This is a genomic window from Streptomyces sp. cmx-4-9, from assembly GCF_046548835.1.
Classification (GTDB): Bacteria; Actinomycetota; Actinomycetes; order Streptomycetales; family Streptomycetaceae; genus Streptomyces.
In genome coordinates this window covers 458,706-476,189 of sequence record NZ_JAEBEE010000005.1, presented here as the reverse complement: position 1 = coordinate 476,189, position 17,484 = coordinate 458,706, and the positions used below count along the sequence as shown (strand labels likewise).

Below are 17,484 nucleotides of genomic sequence, written 5' to 3'. Positions count from 1 at the left end.
GTCCACGGTCGGGGCGACTTGGCCCGCCACCACGGGCGGTACGCCCTGCGGACTGGTCGCCATGGCCACCGCACTGGCCGAAGGCAGCGTATCGGCACGCGCGTTGACCGAGCGGGCTCTGCGCCGGATCGCGGCCGCCCAGCCGGCGCTCAATGCCTTCCGGATCGTGCGCGCCGAAGCGGCCCTCGCCGAGGCGGACGCCGCCGACCGGCGGCTCGACGCAGGGGAGCGGCTGCCGCTGCTCGGCGTACCGCTCGCCGTCAAGGACGACATGGATGTGGCGGGCGAGCCGACCGCCTTCGGCTGCGCCGGCACGTTCGCGCCGAAGACCGCCGACAGCGAGGCCGTACGGAGGCTGCGCGCGGCCGGTGCGGTGATCGTCGGCAAGACCCAGACGCCGGAACTGGGCCAGTGGCCCTTCACCGAGGGCGGGGCCTTCGGAGCAACACGCAACCCCTGGGACCCCGCGTACACGCCCGGCGGCTCCTCGGGCGGCTCGGCGGCCGCCGTGGCGGCGGGGCTGGTCCCCGCGGCCCTGGGGTCCGACGGCGCGGGCTCCGTCCGCATCCCCGCGGCCTGGACCCACCTGGTGGGTGTGAAACCGCAGCGGGGACGCATCTCCACCTGGCCCGCACCGGAGTCCTTCCACGGGCTGACGGTCAACGGCGTGCTCGCCCGGAGCGTCGCGGACGCCGCCCTCCTGCTGGATGCGGCGAGCGGTCCGCACCCGCAGGACCTGCACCGCCCGGCGCGCATCTCGGCGGTGGAGGCGGCGCGGCGTCCGCCACGGCGGCTGCGGATCGCCCTGTCCTTCGCCACGGCCTTCACCGCCACCGCCAAGCGGGTCGAACCGGAGGTGCGGGCGGCGGTCGAGGCACTGGCCGGTCAACTGGAGGCGCTGGGCCACGAGGTGGTCCCCGCGGATCCGCGGTACGGCCCGGTGGGCCTGACCTTCGTGCCCCGGGCGACCGGCGGCGTCCGGGACTGGGCGGCCGTGGTGCCGGACCGGTCGCTGCTGGACCGGCGCACCCGCGAGGCGGTGCGGACGGGCCGGCTGCTGGGCGGTCCTGCGCTGCGGGTCTCCCGGCGGGCCGAGGCCGTCTTGCAGCGCCGGGTCGGTGAGATCTTCGGCCGCTTCGACGTGGTGCTGACACCGACGACCGCCACGTCCGCCCTGCGGATCGGGGCCCTGGCCGGGCTGGGGGCCATGGCCACGGACCGGGCGATGATCGCCGCATGCCCGTACGCCTGGACGTGGAACGTGCTGGGCTGGCCCGGCGTCAACGTACCGGCGGGCTTCACCGGGGGCGGCCTCCCCCTGGGGGCCCAGTTGCTGGGTCCGGCGCACTCGGAACCGCTGCTGCTGTCGCTGGCCGCGCAGGTGGAGACGGCGTGCGGATGGGAGGCACGCTGGCCGCCCGGCTTCCGCGACGGCGGGCCCGGCGAGCCAGTAACCTCGGCCCGATGACGGCACTTTCGCAGCACGGCAACGGCCACCTCCAGCAGCCCGGGCGGGACGGGGCCACCGCCACCACCGAGGCGGACCCGCGGGCCATCGGGCCCGTGCAGACCTCCTACGCCCCCGACCCGGACGGCGATCCCGACCCCGGCGAAATCGTGTGGACCTGGGTCCCGTACGAGGAGAACGACGGGCGCGGCAAGGACCGCCCGGTACTGGTGGTGGCCCGGGAGCCGGGCGGGCGCACCCTGCTCGCCGTCCAGCTGTCCAGCAGGCGGCACGACGGGGACCGGGAATGGGTGCCGATCGGCACCGGGCCCTGGGACAGTGCCGGCCGGGAGTCCTGGGTGGATGTGGACCGGGTGCTGCGGGTCCACGAGGCGGGCATGCGCCGCGAGGCGTGCGCGCTGGACCGCGGCCGGTTCCAGCTGGTGGTGGACCGCCTGCGGGAGCGCTACGGCTGGAGGTAGAGCGGACCCGTGCCCGGGCATCCGGACGAGCGCGGCGCCGGGCGGCCCGGGGAGGCCTCCGCCAACCGCCGCGGAGGGCCAGGCCACCGCGGAGGGCCGGGCCACCGCGGAGGGCCAGGTTACCGCGGAGGGCCGGGCAGCTTGGGAAGGCCGGAGTGCCGGGGCCCGGGCAACGGGGGGCGCTCCTCACCCGGTCGGTGGAGGGGGCACCGGAATCCGCGCGGCGGGCTCCGCCGCCATCGCGCCCTCTCCCGCAGCGGCCCGGACGGCCCGCCGGCCCGGTGCCCCGCCGCCCGGACGGCCCGCCGTGCCCGCTTCGGGCACCGCCGCCCGGGTCCCGGCCACCGCTGCCCGCCTGGAATATTCCGGTTTGCTGCCTATAGTCTGGTTCCTGCCTTGGCGTCCGCCACGGCGGCGGCGAGGGCGACCGGCCGTCCCGACCCGCTCCTGCCGGCCGCCGCCACCTGCGCAATCCCCGGCGCGGCCGCCCGCAGCCCGCTGCTCACACCGCCCTGCCCGGCGGCACGGCCCGAAACCTCGAAGCATCTTCCAGTCCGGCTGGAAGCAGTCGGCTGAGGTGAAGTCTCGGTCAGCGACAGGAGATTAGGATCCCGGTCATGCCTCAGGACTCACCCGCTCCGAATGCCCCGCCGCGCAGCGCGGACGCCTCCGTCCACCCGCCGCCCCCGGCCTCGCGCGGTTCCGGCACCCTCCCCCTCAGCGAGGAGGCGGCCGAGGACCTGCTCCTCGGCATCTGTTTCAAGACCGGTCCGCCCCGGCTTCTCGGCGCCGAACTCGAATGGCTGGTGCTGGACGCCGAGCGGCCCTGGGAGCCGCTGGCGGCCGACCGGCTTGCCGCCGCGCACGACGCGGCCGCCGCCCTGCCGCTGCACTCCCGGCTCACCGTCGAACCCGGCGGCCAGCTGGAGCTCAGCTCGGCCCCCGCGAGCTCTCTCACCGGGTGCGTGGGCGGCCTCCAGCACGATCTCACCGCCGTCCGGGCCGCCCTGCGGTCCCGGGGCCTCATCCTCCAGGGCCTGGGCGCGGACCCGCGCCGCCCGCACCGCCGGATGCTGCACAGCCCGCGGTACGAGGCGATGGAGGCCTACTTCGACCGCACCGGCCCCGCCGGGCGGGCCATGATGCGCTCCACCGCCTCCGTGCAGGTGTGCCTGGACGCGGGTCAGGAGGAGCCGGGCCCCTTCGGCCACGGCCGGCGCTGGCGGATGGCGCACCTGCTGGGTGCGGTGTTCGTGGCGGCTTTCGCGAACTCGCCCGCCACCGAGGGGCCGTACGCGGGCGGGCGCAGTGCCCGGCAGGGCATCTGGAGCGACCTCGACCGTCGGCGGACTCTCGCGCCGCCCCTGGATGCCGAGCCGCGCGCCGCGTGGACGCGGCACGCGCTGGACACCGAGGTGATGTGCGTCCGGCCCGACGGGGACGGGCCCGGACCGTGGCAGGTCCCGCAGGGGCTCACCTTTCGTGCGTGGCTGCGCGACGGCGGCCCCCGGCCGCCCACCGCCGAGGACCTGGACTACCACCTGAGCACGCTGTTCCCGCCGGTCCGGCCGCGCGGCCACCTGGAACTGCGGATGATCGACGCGCAGTCCGGCGAGGACGGCTGGCTGGTGCCGGTGGCGGTGGTGCACGCCCTCTTCGACGACCAGGAGGCCGCCGAGACCGCGTACCGGGTGGCCAAGGGGCTGGCCGACGCGTACGGGTCCGGGCCCGCACCGCGCAATCCGCTCTGGCAGGCGGCCGCCCGGGACGGGCTGGCCGACCCGGAGCTGCGGACCGCCGCCGCCACCTGCTTCCGGGCCGCCGCCGAGGCGCTGCCCCGGCTCGGCGCCGAAACGTTTGTTCAGGATGCGGTCGGCGCCTTCGCCGAGCGCTTCGTCGAGCGCGGCCGCTGCCCGGCCGACGACCGGCCCGCGCACGGGCCCAGCGGGAAGGACGTGAGGAAGTGACCACCGGGACCCCCTCCCAGGAGGGCCTGCGGGAGCGCGCGGCCGCCGCCCTGACCGCCGCCCGCGCCCGTACGGCCGGGCTGACCGACGCCGTGAGCGACCAGGACCTGACCGCGCAGCACTCCCCCCTGATGTCCCCGCTGGTCTGGGACCTGGCGCACATCGGGAACATGGAGGAACTCTGGCTGCTGCGCAACGTCGCCGGCCGCGAGTCGATGCGCCCCGAGATAGACCCGCTCTACGACGCCTTCGAGCACCCGCGTGCCGAGCGGCCGAAGCTGCCCCTGCTGGGCCCCGAGGAGGCCCGCCGGTACGCGGCCGAGGTGCGCGGCAGGGTCTTCGACCTGCTGGAACGCACCCCGCTGGAGGGAACCGCCCTGCTCGACGACGGCTACGTCTTCGGGATGATCGCCCAGCACGAACAGCAGCACGACGAAACCATGCTGATCACCCATCAGCTGCGCACGGGCGGGCCGGTCCTGGCCGCCCCGGAGCCCGGCCCCGCGCAGGGGCCGCCGCCGGCCGCGTCCGAGGTCCTCGTCCCGGCGGGCCCGTTCACGATGGGCACCTCGGCGGAGCCCTGGTCGCTGGACAACGAACGGCCCGCGCACGTGCGCGAGGTGGCGGCCTTCCGGATCGACACGGCTCCCGTGACGAACGCCGCGTACCAGGCCTTCATCGCGGACGGCGGCTACCGCGAGCCCCGCTGGTGGGCGGCGGCGGGCTGGGAGCAGATCTGCGCGCACGGCATCGAGGCGCCGCTGTTCTGGCGCCTCGAAGGCGGCCAGTGGCTGCGCCGCCGCTTCGGGGTGACCGAACCGGTGCCCGGTGAGGAGCCGGTGCTGCACGTCAGCTGGTACGAAGCCGACGCCTACGCGCGGTGGGCCGGACGCCGCCTGCCCACCGAGGAGGAGTGGGAGAAGGCCGCGCGGCACGACCCGGTGTCCGGCCGCTCGACGCGCTACCCGTGGGGCGACGCGGACCCGACGCCGGCGCACGCCAACCTCGGCCAGCGCCATCTGCGCCCCGCTCCCGCGGGCAGCTACCCGGCCGGGGAGTCCCCGCTCGGGGTGCGCCAGCTCATCGGCGACGTATGGGAGTGGACCTCCTCCGACTTCCTGCCGTACCCGGGGTTCCGGCCCTTCCCGTACCGCGAGTACTCGGAGGTGTTCTTCGGGCCGGAGCACAAGGTGCTGCGCGGCGGCTCCTTCGCGGTGGACCCGGTGGCCTGCCGGGGGACCTTCCGCAACTGGGACCTCCCGGTGCGGCGGCAGATCTTTTCCGGCTTCCGGACCGCGAGGGATGCCTGATGTGCCGTCACCTCGCCTATCTGGGCCCGGAGGTTCCCCTCGGTCGGGTGCTGAGCGAGCCGGAGCACTCCCTGGTACGGCAGTCCTGGGAGCCCCGGCGGCAGCGGTACGGCACCGTCAACGCCGACGGGTTCGGTGTCGGCTGGTACGCGCCGGACGACCCGGTGCCCGCCCGGTACCGGCGCGCCGGACCGGTCTGGGGCGACCTGGGCTTCGCCGACCTGGCCCGCGTGGTGCGCAGCGGGGCCGTGCTGGCCGCCGTACGGGACGCCACCGCGGCGGGGGCGGACGGGGAGGCCGCGGCCGCGCCCTTCGCGGACGGCCCGTGGCTGTTCAGCCACAACGGCGCGGTGCGGGACTGGCCCGGGGCTGCGGCCCCGCTGGCGGCCGCCCTGCCCGCCGGGGAACTGCTCCGGCTGGCCGCGCGCACGGACTCGGCGTTCATCTGGGCGCTGGTGCTGCGGCGGCTGCGCGCGGGGGACGACCTGGGCACGGCGCTGGCGGAGCCGGTCCGGGAGCTGGCCGTGGCCTCGCCCGCCTCCCGGCTGAACCTGCTGCTGACCGACGGGGTGACGATCTCGGCGACGGCCTGGGGCGATTCGCTGTGGCACCTGTCCGATGCGGCGGCCGGGCGCACGGTGGTGGCGTCCGAGCCGTACGACGACGACGCCGCCTGGTGCGAGGTCCCCGACCGGACCCTGCTGACCGCCACCCGCACGCGGGTCGTACTGACCGCGCTCAAGGAGACCGTGCCGGAAGAAGGAGTGCTGTGAGTGACTTCCAGTTGACCCGTACGCTCGACGAGCGCACCGCGGAGACCGCGCTGCGCACGGACGTGCTGGAGGGGCTGACCCGCACCCCGAAGGTGCTGCCTCCCAAGTGGTTCTACGACGCCCGGGGCAGTGAGCTCTTCGAGGAGATCACCCGCCTGCCCGAGTACTACCCGACGCGCGCCGAGCGGGAGATCCTGCAGGGGCGGGCCGGGGAGATCGCCGCGGCGACCGGGGCCCGCACGCTGGTGGAGCTGGGCTCGGGGTCCTCCGAGAAGACCCGGCACCTGATCGAGGCGATGCCGGGGCTGGACACGTACGTCCCGGTGGACGTGAGCGAGAGCGCCCTGACCGGGGCGGCCGAGGCGCTGCTGGCGGACCATCCGCGGCTGCGGGTGCACGCCCTGCTGGCCGATTTCACGAAGGCGCTGCAGTTGCCGGACTCCCCCGGACCGCGGCTGGTGGTGTTCCTGGGCGGCACGATCGGGAACCTGCTGCCGCCGGAGCGGGCGGAGTTCCTGGCGTCGGTCCGGGCGATGCTGTCGCCCGGGGACGCGCTGCTGATGGGGACGGACCTGGTGAAGGAAGAGTCCGTGCTGGTGGCGGCGTACGACGATGCGCAGGGTGTGACGGCCGCGTTCAACAAGAACGTGCTGGCCGTCGTCGACCGGGAGCTGGGCGGGGACTTCCACGCCGCCGACTTCGCGCACGTGGCGGTGTGGAACCGGGAGCACGAGTGGATCGAGATGCGGCTGCGGGCCCGCTCCGAGGCGCGGGTGAAGATCCGGGCCCTGGACCTGGTCGTGCCGTTCGCGGCCGGGGAGGAGATCCTCACGGAGATCTCCGCGAAGTTCCGTGAGGACGGCGTCCGCCGGGAACTGGCGGCCGCGGGCATGGAGTTGACTCACTGGTGGACGGATTCCGCCGGGCGCTTCGCCCTGTCCCTCTCGGTGGCCGAGGGCGGGGTGGTCTGAGGAGGCCGGGTGGCCTGGGCGGGGATGGCGGGCAGGGTGCGCGGCGCGGGTCCGGCCGCGGCCACCGCCTGCTGGGCAGCTGCCGCGAGGTCCCGCCGGTCCGTGTGCCGGCCGGGCGGGATCCGCGGCAGCAGCCTGACCTCGGCCCGCAGCCCGCGGGCGCGGGCGATCCGCCACAGCGAGGCGGTCAGCGGGTCGTCCCCGACGAAGGCGGGTGCGCCGGACGGCTGCCCGTCGGCGGCGAGGTAGGCCAGGTGTACGGGCTGGACGGGGACCCGTGCGTCCAGGGCGGACTGGAAGGCGGCGCGGCGGAAGGTCCCTGCGGCGCGTCCGCACCACGTGGAGCCCTCGGGGTAGACGGTCACCCGGTCGCCGGACAGCAGGGCGCGGGTGACGGCCTCGACGGTGCCCGGGAGGGCGCGGATGCGGTCGCGTTCGATGAAGAGGGTCCCGGCTCCCCGGGCGAGCCGGCCGAGCACCGGCCAGCCGCGGATGTCGCTCTTGGCCAGCATCCGGCAGGGCAGCGCGGCGGCGACGAGCGGGATGTCCAGCCAGGAGATGTGGTTGGCGACGACGAGGCGGCCGCCGTCCGGTCCGGGGTTCCCGTGCACGGTGATCCCGACGCCGAAGGCCCGTACCAGCGCGGCCGCCCAGGCCCGCACCGCGGTGTGCCGGGGGCGGGCGGGCAGCAGCCGGACCGGCTGGGCGCCCAGGATCCCGAGGAGGATCAGGGCGAGTGCGGTGAGGAGCTTCAGCACCGCGTGCGGGACGCTCGCGCTGCGCCCCTGGTGGCCGGCGCAGGCCCGGGGGGTGCAGGGCGAGGTGGGCAGCCAGGTGCTCATGCGCCCGGGGCGAGCGAGAGGAAGTGCTTCAGGTAGCGCGGGTGGGTGCGGCGCAGGGACAGCAGGACGTAGAGGTCGGCGCAGCCGAACGCGGCGTCGAGGGCGGGCTCGCCGCAGACCCAGGCGCCCAGCCGCAGGTAGCCGCGGAGCAGCGGGGGCAGCTCCATGCGGTCGGGGAAGTCGATGCCCTCGGGGTTCCAGGGCAGGTGCGGGGTGACCCGGTACGCCTCGGGGGCGTGGGCGCGGGCCAGGGCGGCCTTGCGGGTGGCGGCGGCCAGGACCCCTCCGTCGGCCAGCGGTACCGAGCAGCAGCCGGCGAGCCAGTTGTGTCCGGAGCGGTCCATGTAGCGGGCGAGGCCGGCCCAGATCAGGGCGATGACGGCGCCGTTGCGGTGGTCGGGGTGGACGCAGGAGCGGCCCACCTCGACGAGGTCGGGCCGGATGGGGGCGAGGGCGGACAGGTCGAATTCGTTCTCGGAGTAGAGCCGTCCGGCGACGGCGGCGCGCTCCGGCGGCAGCAGCCGGTAGGTGCCGACGACCTGCTCGGTCTCCTCCTCGACGACCAGCAGGTGGTCGCAGTACGCGTCGAAGGCGTCGAGGTCCAGGCCGGGTTCGGGGCTGTCGAGGCGGGCGCCGAGCTCTCCGGCGAAGACCTGGTGGCGCAGTCGCTGGGCGGCACGGACCTCGTCCTCGTCGCGGGCCAGACGGACGGCGTAGCGGGGGCCCTCGGCGGGGGCGGCGGGGGCCGTGGCGGTGCCCGCCGGGCGGTGCGGGGCCTGCGGGGCGGCGGGGGCCGTGCGGGGCGTGGCGAGGGGGGCGGACGGGGTGGGGGTGGTGGCCGGGGGAAGGGTGGACGGGGACAGGGGGGCGATGGTCATGGCGGCTCCTGATCCGGGCACGGGGGGCCAGGCCCGCCGTGTGCGGCCTGGCTCCTCTACTTCTTCCGTGACCGGCTGGATTCGACATGACAGCGCAGCGGCTGCCGGATGTGCGCACGCTGAACTTGCGCACGCCGCACGCCGCACGCCGCACTCAGCGGTCGGAGCTGAGGACCTTGCTGATGGAGTCCGAAGCGGTCCGGGCGGCCTGCCGGGGGTCCTGCCCGGTGAGCACGGCCGTCATGAAGGGTTTGATCGGGTTCTCGGCCTCGACCTCGGCCCAGCGGGCGGATTTGGGGGTGGCCCGGCCCTGTGCGGCGCCGGGGGCCATGTTGGTGGCGCCTTCGTTGCCCTGGACCACGTGGGCGAGGGTGGTCTTGTTCGGTACGTAGCTCATCGTGCGCGCCAGTTCGGTCTGCCATTTCTCGCTGACCAGGGCGGTGATCACGTCGACGGCGGCGCTGCGCCGACCGGTGCGCTCGGGGATGATCAGGTCGGAGCCGCCGGTGAACACGGCGCCGGCCTTGTCGGAGGTCTTGCCGGGGATCGGGAAGAAGCCGAGTCTGCCCTTCAGGGCGGGGTTGGCGGCCTCGATCTCCGCGGCCTGGCCGGGTGGGGCCACGATCTGGGCGACCTGGCCGCGGGCGAAGACCCCGGACTGCGGGGGCGTCTCCTCGTCGGCGGCCTTGGGGCCGTCGCCGAGGGCCTGCAGCTGCTTGTAGAACTCCATGCCCGCCAGGGCCTTCTCGTCGTCGAGGGTGCCGACCCACTGGCCGCCGGTCTCGACGGCGAGTTCACCGCCCTCGTCCCAGATGAAACCGGCGAGGACGTACCAGTTCTGGCCGGCGAGGTAGATGCCCTGCTGGTCGCCCTTGTCGAGCTTCTGGGTCGCCTGGATCCACTCCTGGCGGTTCCTGGGCAGGTTCTTGATGCCCGCGGCGGCGAACAGGTCCTTGTTGTAGATGACCACGCGGTTGGCCGCGTACCAGGGGACCCCGTACTGGGCGCCGTTGACGCTTCCCGGGTCGGCCAGTCCCTTGAGCCAGTCCTTGCTCCCCCACTTGCGCAGGCCCTCCAGGGTGAGTTCGGAGAGCCCGCCGGTCTCCACGTACTGGGCGACCTGCGTGTTGCCGACCTCGATGACGTCGGCGCTGTCCTTGCCGGTGCCGTCGAGTACGGCGTTGACCTTCTCGCCGATGCCGGTCCACTCCTGTATCTCGACCTTCAGGTCGATGCCGGGGTGCTCCTTCTCGAAGGCGGCGGTGAACTGGTCGATGAACTCGTCGGAGGCACTGCCCTTCATGAGCCAGAGCGTCACCTCCTCGGGGCCCCCGTCCGATCCTCCGAGCAGGCTGCAGCCGGTGAGGGCGGTCGCGGCCGCGAGGGCGGTACACAGGGCGAGGAAGCGCATCTTCACGAAGGTCACCTTCTGGAATACGGATCTCAGATGGCTAGAAATTGGCATAGACCAATAGGCGGGTCAAGGGCCTGCGGCTCGGAACTGTTCGCGCAAAGTTCGCGGAGCGGGACTTACTGGGGCACCGTAGAAGCTGGCAAAAGCCCCCCACTTTTGGGAGACCTCCATGTCCAACCACACCTACCGGGTGACCGAGATCGTCGGCACCTCCCACGAGGGCATCGATCAGGCCATCCGCAACGGGATCGCCCGGGCGGGCGAGACCGTGCGCAACCTGGACTGGTTCGAGGTGGTCCAGGTGCGCGGGCACCTGGAGAACGGGGAGATCGCCCACTACCAGGTCGGGCTCAAGGTCGGCTTCCGCCTCGATGGCGAGGAGTGACGCCGCGCCCGGGCAGGGCACCGCGAGCCGGCACCGCGCACCGGCACCGCGAGGAGGCGCCGCGCACCGGCACCGCGAGCCGGCACCGCGCACCGGCACCAGCACCGGCCCGGGCCCCCGCCCGAGGCCGCGCTGCGGCGCGGCGCCCGGCCCGGCCCGTACCGGCCCATACCGGCCCCCAGCCCGTACCGGCCCGTCCGGGGCCGTCCCGGGCCGGGCGCGGCGCCCCGGCCGGCGGGCTCAGGTCCGACCCTCGCCCTCCTGGGCGTCCTTCAGCTCCGGGGCCTCCTGCGCCCACGCCGCCTGCACCACGGTGTAGCCCGCCGCACGGGCGGCCTGGCACACCAGCTCGTCGTCGTCGACCAGCATGCGCACCTCACGGCCGCGGGCGATCCGCCCCAGCACCTCCAGCTTCGTGGTGCGCGCCGGACGCCGGTCCTGGTTGCCGCGCATCCACACCCGCCCCTCGGGCAGCCCGTGGCGGACCAGCCACTCCTCCGTGTCCGCCCGGCAGCGCTCCGGACGTCCGGTCAGGTACACCACCTCGCAGTCGGCCGCGCTCTGCACGGCCAGCGCCACTCCGCGGGCCAGCGGCGGGTCCGCCGGGGCGGCGGCGAAGAAGCCCGTCCAGTCCCGTGGGCGGCGCTCCAGGAAGTGCTGGCGGTGCGCGGTGTCGGCCAGGGTGTTGTCCAGGTCGAACACGGCCAGCGGACGACGGTGGTTGCTCTCGCTCATGGGGCCCAGCGTAGGCCGGGAATCTCCGGTGCCGTCCTGCGTTGACACCGGTGTGATCCGCACCCTCTCCCTCCTCGACCGGTCCCGCGTCCGCGAGGGCCACCCGGCCTCCCGGGCGCTGCGCGACACCGTGGACCTGGCCCGCGCCGCCGAGGAACTCGGCTACCGCCGGTTCTGGGTCTCGGAGCACCACAGCGTGCCCGGGGTGGCGGGATCCGCGCCGACGGTGCTGGCGGCGGCCGTCGCCGCCGCGACCCGGCGGATCCGGGTCGGCACCGGCGGGGTGATGCTCCCCAACCACCGGCCGATGGTGGTCGCCGAGCAGTTCGGTGTGCTGGAATCCCTTTTCCCCGGCCGGATCGACATGGGGGTCGGCCGCTCGGTCGGCTTCACCGACGGGATCCGCCGTGCGCTCGGCCGCGACCTCGGTGACGCGGACCGCTTCGAGGAGCAGCTGGCCGAGCTCCTGGGCTGGCTCGACGGCACCCAGCAGGCTCATCCCCAGGTCCACGCCCACCCCGCCGAGGGGCTGCGGACGCCCGTGTACGTGCTGGCCACGGGGGAGGGCGCCGGGATCGCCGCCCGGGCCGGCCTGCCCCTGGTGGTGGGCGACCTGCGGACCCGGGACCGGCTCGGCGCGGCCGTCGCCGCGTACCGCAGGGAGTTCCGCCCCTCGGCGCTGGCGCCGGAGCCGTACGTCGTGGTCTCCGGGACCGTGGCGGTCGCGGCCACGGAGCAGGAGGCCCGGCGCATCCTGGTCCCGGAGGCCTGGGCCCTCGCCCAGTCCCGCGTCCGGGGCAGCTTCCCGCCGCTGCGGCCCGCCGAGGGGGTCGAGGCCCTGCCGATGACGGCGAAGGAGCGGGAGCTGTACGAGGCCGCCCTCACCGGGCACGTCCACGGCACCGAGGAGCAGGTCGCGGCGCAACTGTCCGAGGTGGCGGCGCTGACCGGCGCGGACGAGCTGCTCGTCACCACGTCCACGTACGACCGGACGGCGCTGCTGGACTCCTTCACGCGGCTGGCCCGCCTCGCCGGGCTTCCCCGCGCCACCACACCCTAAAGTGGGGCGAATGCATCCGCCCGCCGATCCTCACGCCGCCTCCGGCTCGCACGCACCCCACGGAGCCTCCGTCCACGGCTGCAGCGACCGCGATCCCCGGGGCCACGACCCCGCCGGCCACGACCCCGCCGGCCACGCCCACGATCCGTACGTGCGCGTCCGGGGCGCCCGCGAGCACAATCTGCGCGGCGCCGACGTGGACATCCCGCGCGACGCACTGACGGTGTTCACGGGGGTCTCCGGATCCGGCAAGAGCTCGCTCGCCTTCGGCACGCTCTACGCCGAGGCCCAGCGCCGGTACTTCGAGTCGGTGGCCCCGTATGCGCGGCGGCTCATTCACCAGGTCGGCGCCCCGAAGGTGGACTCCGTCACCGGGCTGCCGCCCGCCGTCTCCCTGGAGCAGCGCCGCTCCTCTCCCGGATCGCGGTCCTCGGTCGGCACGGTGACGCTGCTGTCCAACTCCCTGCGGATGCTGTACTCCCGGGCGGGCCGCTACCCCGCGGGCGCCGAACGGCTCGACTCGGATGCCTTCTCCCCCAACACCGCCGCCGGCGCCTGCCCTTCCTGCCAGGGCCTGGGCCGGATCCACCGGACCGACGAACACCTCCTGGTGCCGGATCCGGGGTTGTCGATCCGCCAGGGCGCGATCGCGGCCTGGCCGGGTGCCTGGCAGGGTAAGAACCTGCGGGACATCCTGGCGGCGCTCGGTCACGACGTGGACCGGCCCTGGCGGGAGCTGCCCCCGCAGGACCGCGAGTGGATCCTGTTCACCGAGGAGCAGCCGGTGGTCACGGTGCACCCGGTGCGGGAGGCGGACCGGATTCAACGCCCCTACCAGGGCACGTACATGAGCGCGCACCGCTATGTGATGCGGACCTTTGCCGACAGCAAAAGCGCCACCCTGCGGGCCCGCGCCGAGCGGTTCCTCACCGACTCCCCCTGCCCGGTGTGCGAGGGGCGCCGGCTGCGGCCCGAGGCCCTGGCCGTGACCGTCGACGGCCGGACGATCGCGGAGCTGGCAGGCCTCGCGCTGACCGAGCTGGACGCCGTGCTCGCCTCGGCGCACACGGGCGGCGAGGCCGCGCGGGTGCTTGCGCAGGACCTGCGGTCCCGGATCGCCCCCGTCGTGGAGCTGGGACTCGGCTACCTGAGCCTGGATCGGACGGCGCCCTCCCTGTCGGCGGGCGAGCTGCAGCGGCTGCGCCTGGCGACGCAGCTGAAGTCGGGGCTCTTCGGGGTGGTGTACGTCCTGGACGAGCCGTCGGCGGGGCTGCACCCCGCCGACACCGAGGCCCTGCTCGGCGTACTGGACCGGCTCAAGGCCGCCGGGAACACGGTGTTCGTCGTGGAGCACCACCTGGACGTGGTGCGGCACGCGGACTGGCTGGTGGACGTCGGACCGCTGGCCGGTGAGCACGGCGGCGAGGTGCTGTACAGCGGGCCGCCGCAGGGACTGGCGGACGTGGCGCGGTCGGCGACGGCGCGCCACCTGTTCGCCGGGCCGGAGGCGGCCCCGGCCCGGCCGGCGCGCACGCCCACGGGTGCGGTGCGGCTGGAGGGCGTCGACCGGCACAACCTGCGGGACGTGTCGGCCGAGTTCCCGCTCGGGGTGTTCACGGCGGTCACCGGGGTGTCCGGCTCGGGAAAGTCCACGCTGGTGGGCCAGGCGCTGGCCCGGGAGGTCGCGGAGCGGCTCGCCGAGCCCGGGTTCCCCGTACGGCGGCTGGTGGAGGTCGACCAGAAGCCGATCGGCCGGACCCCCCGGTCCAACCTGGCCACCTACACGGGACTGTTCGACGTGGTGCGCAGGCTCTTCACGGCCGCGCCGGAGGCCAGGGCGCGCGGCTGGAAGGCGGGCCGGTTCTCCTTCAACGTGCCGGGCGGCCGCTGCGAGACCTGCCAGGGCGAGGGGTTCGTGTCGGTGGAGCTGCTCTTCCTGCCGAGCACGTACGCGCCCTGCCCGGAGTGCGCCGGGGCCCGCTACAACGCGCAGACCTTGGAGGTCCGGTACGAGGGGCTGGACATCGCCCAGGTACTGGACCTGACGGTGGAGTCAGCAGCCTCCTTCTTCGCGGGGGTCCCGGCCGCGGCGCGCACCCTGGCCGCACTGGACGGGATCGGCCTGGGCTACCTGCGGCTCGGACAGCCCGCGACGGAGCTGTCGGGTGGCGAGGCGCAGCGGATCAAGCTGGCCACCGAACTCCAGCGGCTGCGCCGGGACCACACGCTGTACCTGCTGGACGAGCCGACGACCGGACTGCACCCCGCCGACGTACGGGTCCTGCTCGGGCAGTTGCACGGGCTGGTGGACGCCGGGCACTCGGTGGTGGTCGTGGAGCACGACATGGCGGTGGTGGCGGAGGCGGACTGGGTCGTCGACCTGGGGCCGGGCGGCGGGGCGCAGGGCGGCCGGATCGTGGCGGCGGGCACCCCTGCCGAGGTGGCGGCGGCCGGCCTGGGCCACACGGCGGGCTACCTGGCGCGGGCGCTGGCCGGTGCGCCGCCTATGCGTCCCCGGGCAGCAGGTGCTGCGCAAGCTCACGGAAGCTCCACTGCCCCTGGTGGCGGGTGAACGTCCAGACGAGGTCGTGGCGGTCGGGCCAGGACGTGGGCACCCCGAGCACCTCGTGGGCACCGAGGGCCCGGACGAGGCGGGGGATGCCGGTGTGCTCCCAGCAGATCAGCACAGGGGTGGTGGCGGCCAGCGCGGCGCGCGCCAGGGCCGGTTCGGCGCCGACGGCGAACTCGGCGCGCACGGGGGTCTTCAAGGCCTGCGCCAGGGCCGTCACGGTCTGCCGGCAGCGCTGCGGGGCGCCCGCCGGGCCGCCGGCCGCGAAGACCACGGCCGGACGGGGCAGTGCGGCGGCGCGGGCGGGCCGGAACAGGCGCGGCAGCTCCTCGGCGCGGCGCCAGCCGCGGCCGGCGAGGAAACCCGGGTCCTCGTTGCCCTCGGGGTCCTCGCCCAGGGCGCCGGCGTACGGCTTCTCCGCATGCCGGATGATCATGACCACGGCGTCCTTCGGCTGTCCCGGCCCGCCGGGGGCCGGGCCTGCCGGCTCCTCCTGCGCGCCGCAAGCGGAGGCGGCGAAGGGGGCGAGGGCGGCGGCCAGCACGGCTCTGCGGCGCGGACCGGAACCGGCGGGGGCTTGTGGCATGCGGCCCACTGTGGCCCATGGCCGCGGGCCGGCCGGTCCGCGGCGCGGACCGGGTCGCCACGGTCAGCCGATCGGCGCAGGAGCCGCTCTGTCGCCGTCCGCCGCGGGCGGCTTCTCGAACGGGGAGGGAAGCGGGAAGTAGGCCTCCAGGAAGGCGGCGACCGCGTGCTGCTGAGCCTGCGGGGAGAGGTCGGTGCCCTCGTCGTCGGCGAGGCAGAAGGCGTCGCAGGCGCGCTCGTGGACCATGTCGCCGAGCCGGTCGATGTGGTCGGCCCGGCCCGTGGAGACGTAGGCGGCGGTCAGCTCCCCTTCGACGGCCCGCCCCTCGGCGAGGGCCAGGTGCGCGGCGAGGGTGACGGGGGCGATGTCGGTGGCGCTGCGGAACACGGACCGGCTGGTGGCGGTGAGGCCGCCGGGCAGGCGGTCCTCGACCCGGTCGAACAGGGAGCGGCTGAGCGGGTAGGGCGTGTGGGCGAGGATGCGCGGGTACGTCCGCCCGGCGGCGGCTTCGACGGCCCGGCGCGTGGCGCGCTGGGAGGCGGTGAAGACGTCGTCCGCGCTGTCCGGGTGGGACGGCGGGACGGCCCGGTCGTCGTGGAACACCTTGGGAAGGCCGGAGGGGATGAAGTAGTTCTGCGGCTGCTGGGGCCGGCCGAGGAAGATGTCGTCGTTGAAGTACACGAAGTGCTCGGCGAGCCCGGGGATGCGGTGCAGCTGCGTTTCGATGGCGTGCGAGTTGAAGACGGGCAGGACTGCGGGTTCGGCGAACAGGTCCCGGTGGGCGACGACCGTGAGGCCGGGGTGCTCGGAGGCCAGCCAGGCGGGCACCTGGTCGTCGGTCACCAGGAAGACGTGCCGGATCCAGGGGGCGTAGGCGGCGATGGAGCGCAGGCAGTAGCGCAGCTCGCCGCGGTCGCGGTAGCGGTGCTCGCCGCTGTCGACGGCCTCGTCGGCGCCGGACTCCGCGCCGGGGGCCTGCGCGGTCGCGGGGCCGGCAGCGGCCAGGGCCTGCTCGCGGCGGCGGCGCCAGCGCGGATCGGAGGCGTCGACCCAGGTGACGACGGCGTCGATGGGGAAGTCGATGTCGTCGGGGAAGCGCCGGGCGAGGGCTTCCAGGACGGGGTAGTCGCGGTCGCCGACGCGTCGGGTCGCGGTGGCCGCCAGGGAGGGCACCCACCAGCCGAAGGGCGTCTGCCGGAGCGAGGCGACGCCTCCGGTACCGGTTTCCGGGGCGCTCCAGAATTCGAGGTCGCAGCCGTGGTCGGAGCCGAGGTGGAGGGTGCGGCCGGAGGTCACCACCTGCTGGTACAGCCGGACGCCCTTGACCTCGGGTGCTGCCGGCTCCCCCTCGGCCGGGTCCGCAGCGCCCGCGGCGTCCGTGGCGCCGCCGTCCGCCGCCCTTGCCGGGGGCCGCTCGGCGCGGTCCACGGCTGCGGGGAGGGATTCGGCGAGGACCGTCGCGAGCACTCCGCCGTCGCCGAGCAGGTCGGCGTAGACGGGCCGGGCTGCGAAGGCTGCGGCGCATGCCCGCAGGGCCGCGTCCCGAGAGCCCGGCGGGACGGCCACGCGGTGGAGGAGCCCGCCGTCGGGCACCAGGCCGTAGGCGATGTCCGCGGACTCCAGGGCTTCGGCGGCCGCCCGCAGGTTCGCAGCGCGCAGGTCGGCGGGCAGCAGGTCGTCCCGTACGACGGCCAGCCGGCCCCGGTAGCGTACGACGCCCTCGGCGGGGGCCAGGGCGGCCAGGAGCTCGTCCTCGCGGCCGGGCGGCCGGGGTGCGGCAGTCCGGTCGGCGGGGGCTGTCCGCTCCCGTTGGGCGGGCGCGGGCTGGCGGGGGATGCGGCCCTCAGGGTTCAGCACCCGGGCGACACGTCGCAGTCCCGACCAGTTCAGGCACCGTCGGATGACACTCATCTGCACACCTCGGGGTTCGTGGACACGCCAGGCCTCTGCCGTGCCCGGCAGCCCCCTTGGCCAACGCCAGCATAAGCGGTGGTGAACGCCCGGTGACCGGGACCTAGGACCTTCGTCCGTTTCTCATCCGACTCTCACTCTCGTTACCGGGGCT

15 protein-coding genes are annotated in these 17,484 nt (G+C 75.1%); 9 read left to right on the top strand and 6 right to left on the bottom strand.

From position 1 onward, the window contains the following. Positions 1 to 52: 52 nt before the first annotated feature. From ACLJTM_RS18280 to egtD, 6 genes are all read left to right on the top strand, one after another. Positions 53 to 1,468: an amidase gene (locus ACLJTM_RS18280; RefSeq protein WP_411104785.1), complete on the top strand. Its 1,416-nt coding sequence runs from the start codon at positions 53 to 55 to the stop codon at positions 1,466 to 1,468. Next, entirely contained in the window at positions 1,465 to 1,929 is a 465-nt protein-coding gene (locus ACLJTM_RS18275; protein ID WP_411104673.1) for a type II toxin-antitoxin system PemK/MazF family toxin, read from the top strand. The genes ACLJTM_RS18280 and ACLJTM_RS18275 overlap by 4 nt, the downstream gene beginning before the upstream one ends. 617 nt (positions 1,930 to 2,546) lie before the next feature. Then, positions 2,547 to 3,896, top strand: coding sequence for an ergothioneine biosynthesis glutamate--cysteine ligase EgtA (gene egtA, locus ACLJTM_RS18270; protein ID WP_411104672.1), 1,350 nt, complete (start codon positions 2,547 to 2,549; stop codon positions 3,894 to 3,896). After that, on the top strand, positions 3,893 to 5,206 hold the full coding sequence (gene egtB, locus ACLJTM_RS18265; RefSeq protein WP_411104671.1) for an ergothioneine biosynthesis protein EgtB: 1,314 nt from the start codon (positions 3,893 to 3,895) through the stop codon (positions 5,204 to 5,206). Before egtA ends, egtB begins: the two co-directional genes overlap by 4 nt. Beyond that, positions 5,206 to 5,979 carry an ergothioneine biosynthesis protein EgtC gene (gene egtC / locus ACLJTM_RS18260; RefSeq protein ID WP_411104670.1) on the top strand — a complete coding sequence of 258 codons (774 nt, stop codon included), beginning with the start codon at positions 5,206 to 5,208 and terminating at the stop codon, positions 5,977 to 5,979. Before egtB ends, egtC begins: the two co-directional genes overlap by 1 nt. Continuing rightward, positions 5,976 to 6,950: an L-histidine N(alpha)-methyltransferase gene (gene egtD / locus ACLJTM_RS18255; protein WP_411104669.1), complete on the top strand. Its 975-nt coding sequence runs from the start codon at positions 5,976 to 5,978 to the stop codon at positions 6,948 to 6,950. The genes egtC and egtD overlap by 4 nt, the downstream gene beginning before the upstream one ends. On the opposite strand, the gene ACLJTM_RS18250 is transcribed toward egtD, so the two are convergent. The 3 genes from ACLJTM_RS18250 to ACLJTM_RS18240 form a co-directional block, all read right to left on the bottom strand. Next, entirely contained in the window at positions 6,881 to 7,792 is a 912-nt protein-coding gene (locus ACLJTM_RS18250) for a lysophospholipid acyltransferase family protein (protein WP_411104668.1), read from the bottom strand. The two genes, egtD and ACLJTM_RS18250, sit on opposite strands and share 70 nt — an antisense overlap. Further along, positions 7,789 to 8,670 (bottom strand): GNAT family N-acetyltransferase, encoded by an 882-nt coding sequence (locus ACLJTM_RS18245; RefSeq protein ID WP_411104667.1) that lies wholly within the window; start codon positions 8,668 to 8,670, stop codon positions 7,789 to 7,791. Before ACLJTM_RS18245 ends, ACLJTM_RS18250 begins: the two co-directional genes overlap by 4 nt. Before the next feature lie 154 nt (positions 8,671 to 8,824). Further along, complete coding sequence (locus ACLJTM_RS18240) at positions 8,825 to 10,087, bottom strand: extracellular solute-binding protein (RefSeq protein WP_411104666.1); 1,263 nt, start codon at positions 10,085 to 10,087, stop codon at positions 8,825 to 8,827. Between the two features lie 166 nt (positions 10,088 to 10,253). Between ACLJTM_RS18240 and ACLJTM_RS18235 the strand changes: the two genes are divergently transcribed. Further along, positions 10,254 to 10,469 carry a dodecin gene (locus tag ACLJTM_RS18235; protein WP_411104665.1) on the top strand — a complete coding sequence of 72 codons (216 nt, stop codon included), beginning with the start codon at positions 10,254 to 10,256 and terminating at the stop codon, positions 10,467 to 10,469. Positions 10,470 to 10,709: 240 nt separating this feature from the next. Here the strand turns inward: ACLJTM_RS18235 and ACLJTM_RS18230 are convergent, their stop codons facing one another. Beyond that, positions 10,710 to 11,204, bottom strand: coding sequence for a hypothetical protein (locus tag ACLJTM_RS18230; protein ID WP_411104664.1), 495 nt, complete (start codon positions 11,202 to 11,204; stop codon positions 10,710 to 10,712). 28 nt (positions 11,205 to 11,232) lie between these two features. Between ACLJTM_RS18230 and ACLJTM_RS18225 the strand changes: the two genes are divergently transcribed. Next, on the top strand, positions 11,233 to 12,264 hold the full coding sequence (locus tag ACLJTM_RS18225) for an LLM class flavin-dependent oxidoreductase (RefSeq protein WP_411104663.1): 1,032 nt from the start codon (positions 11,233 to 11,235) through the stop codon (positions 12,262 to 12,264). Positions 12,265 to 12,274: 10 nt separating this feature from the next. Beyond that, the gene (locus ACLJTM_RS18220) at positions 12,275 to 14,836 is read left to right on the top strand and encodes an ABC transporter (protein WP_411104662.1); all 2,562 of its coding nucleotides are present in this window, start codon (positions 12,275 to 12,277) and stop codon (positions 14,834 to 14,836) included. On the opposite strand, the gene ACLJTM_RS18215 is transcribed toward ACLJTM_RS18220, so the two are convergent. After that, the gene (locus ACLJTM_RS18215; RefSeq protein ID WP_411104661.1) at positions 14,769 to 15,419 is read right to left on the bottom strand and encodes a hypothetical protein; all 651 of its coding nucleotides are present in this window, start codon (positions 15,417 to 15,419) and stop codon (positions 14,769 to 14,771) included. The two genes, ACLJTM_RS18220 and ACLJTM_RS18215, sit on opposite strands and share 68 nt — an antisense overlap. A gap of 63 nt (positions 15,420 to 15,482) precedes the next feature. Continuing rightward, complete coding sequence (locus tag ACLJTM_RS18210; RefSeq protein WP_411104660.1) at positions 15,483 to 17,330, bottom strand: stealth family protein; 1,848 nt, start codon at positions 17,328 to 17,330, stop codon at positions 15,483 to 15,485. Positions 17,331 to 17,484 lie beyond the last annotated feature (154 nt).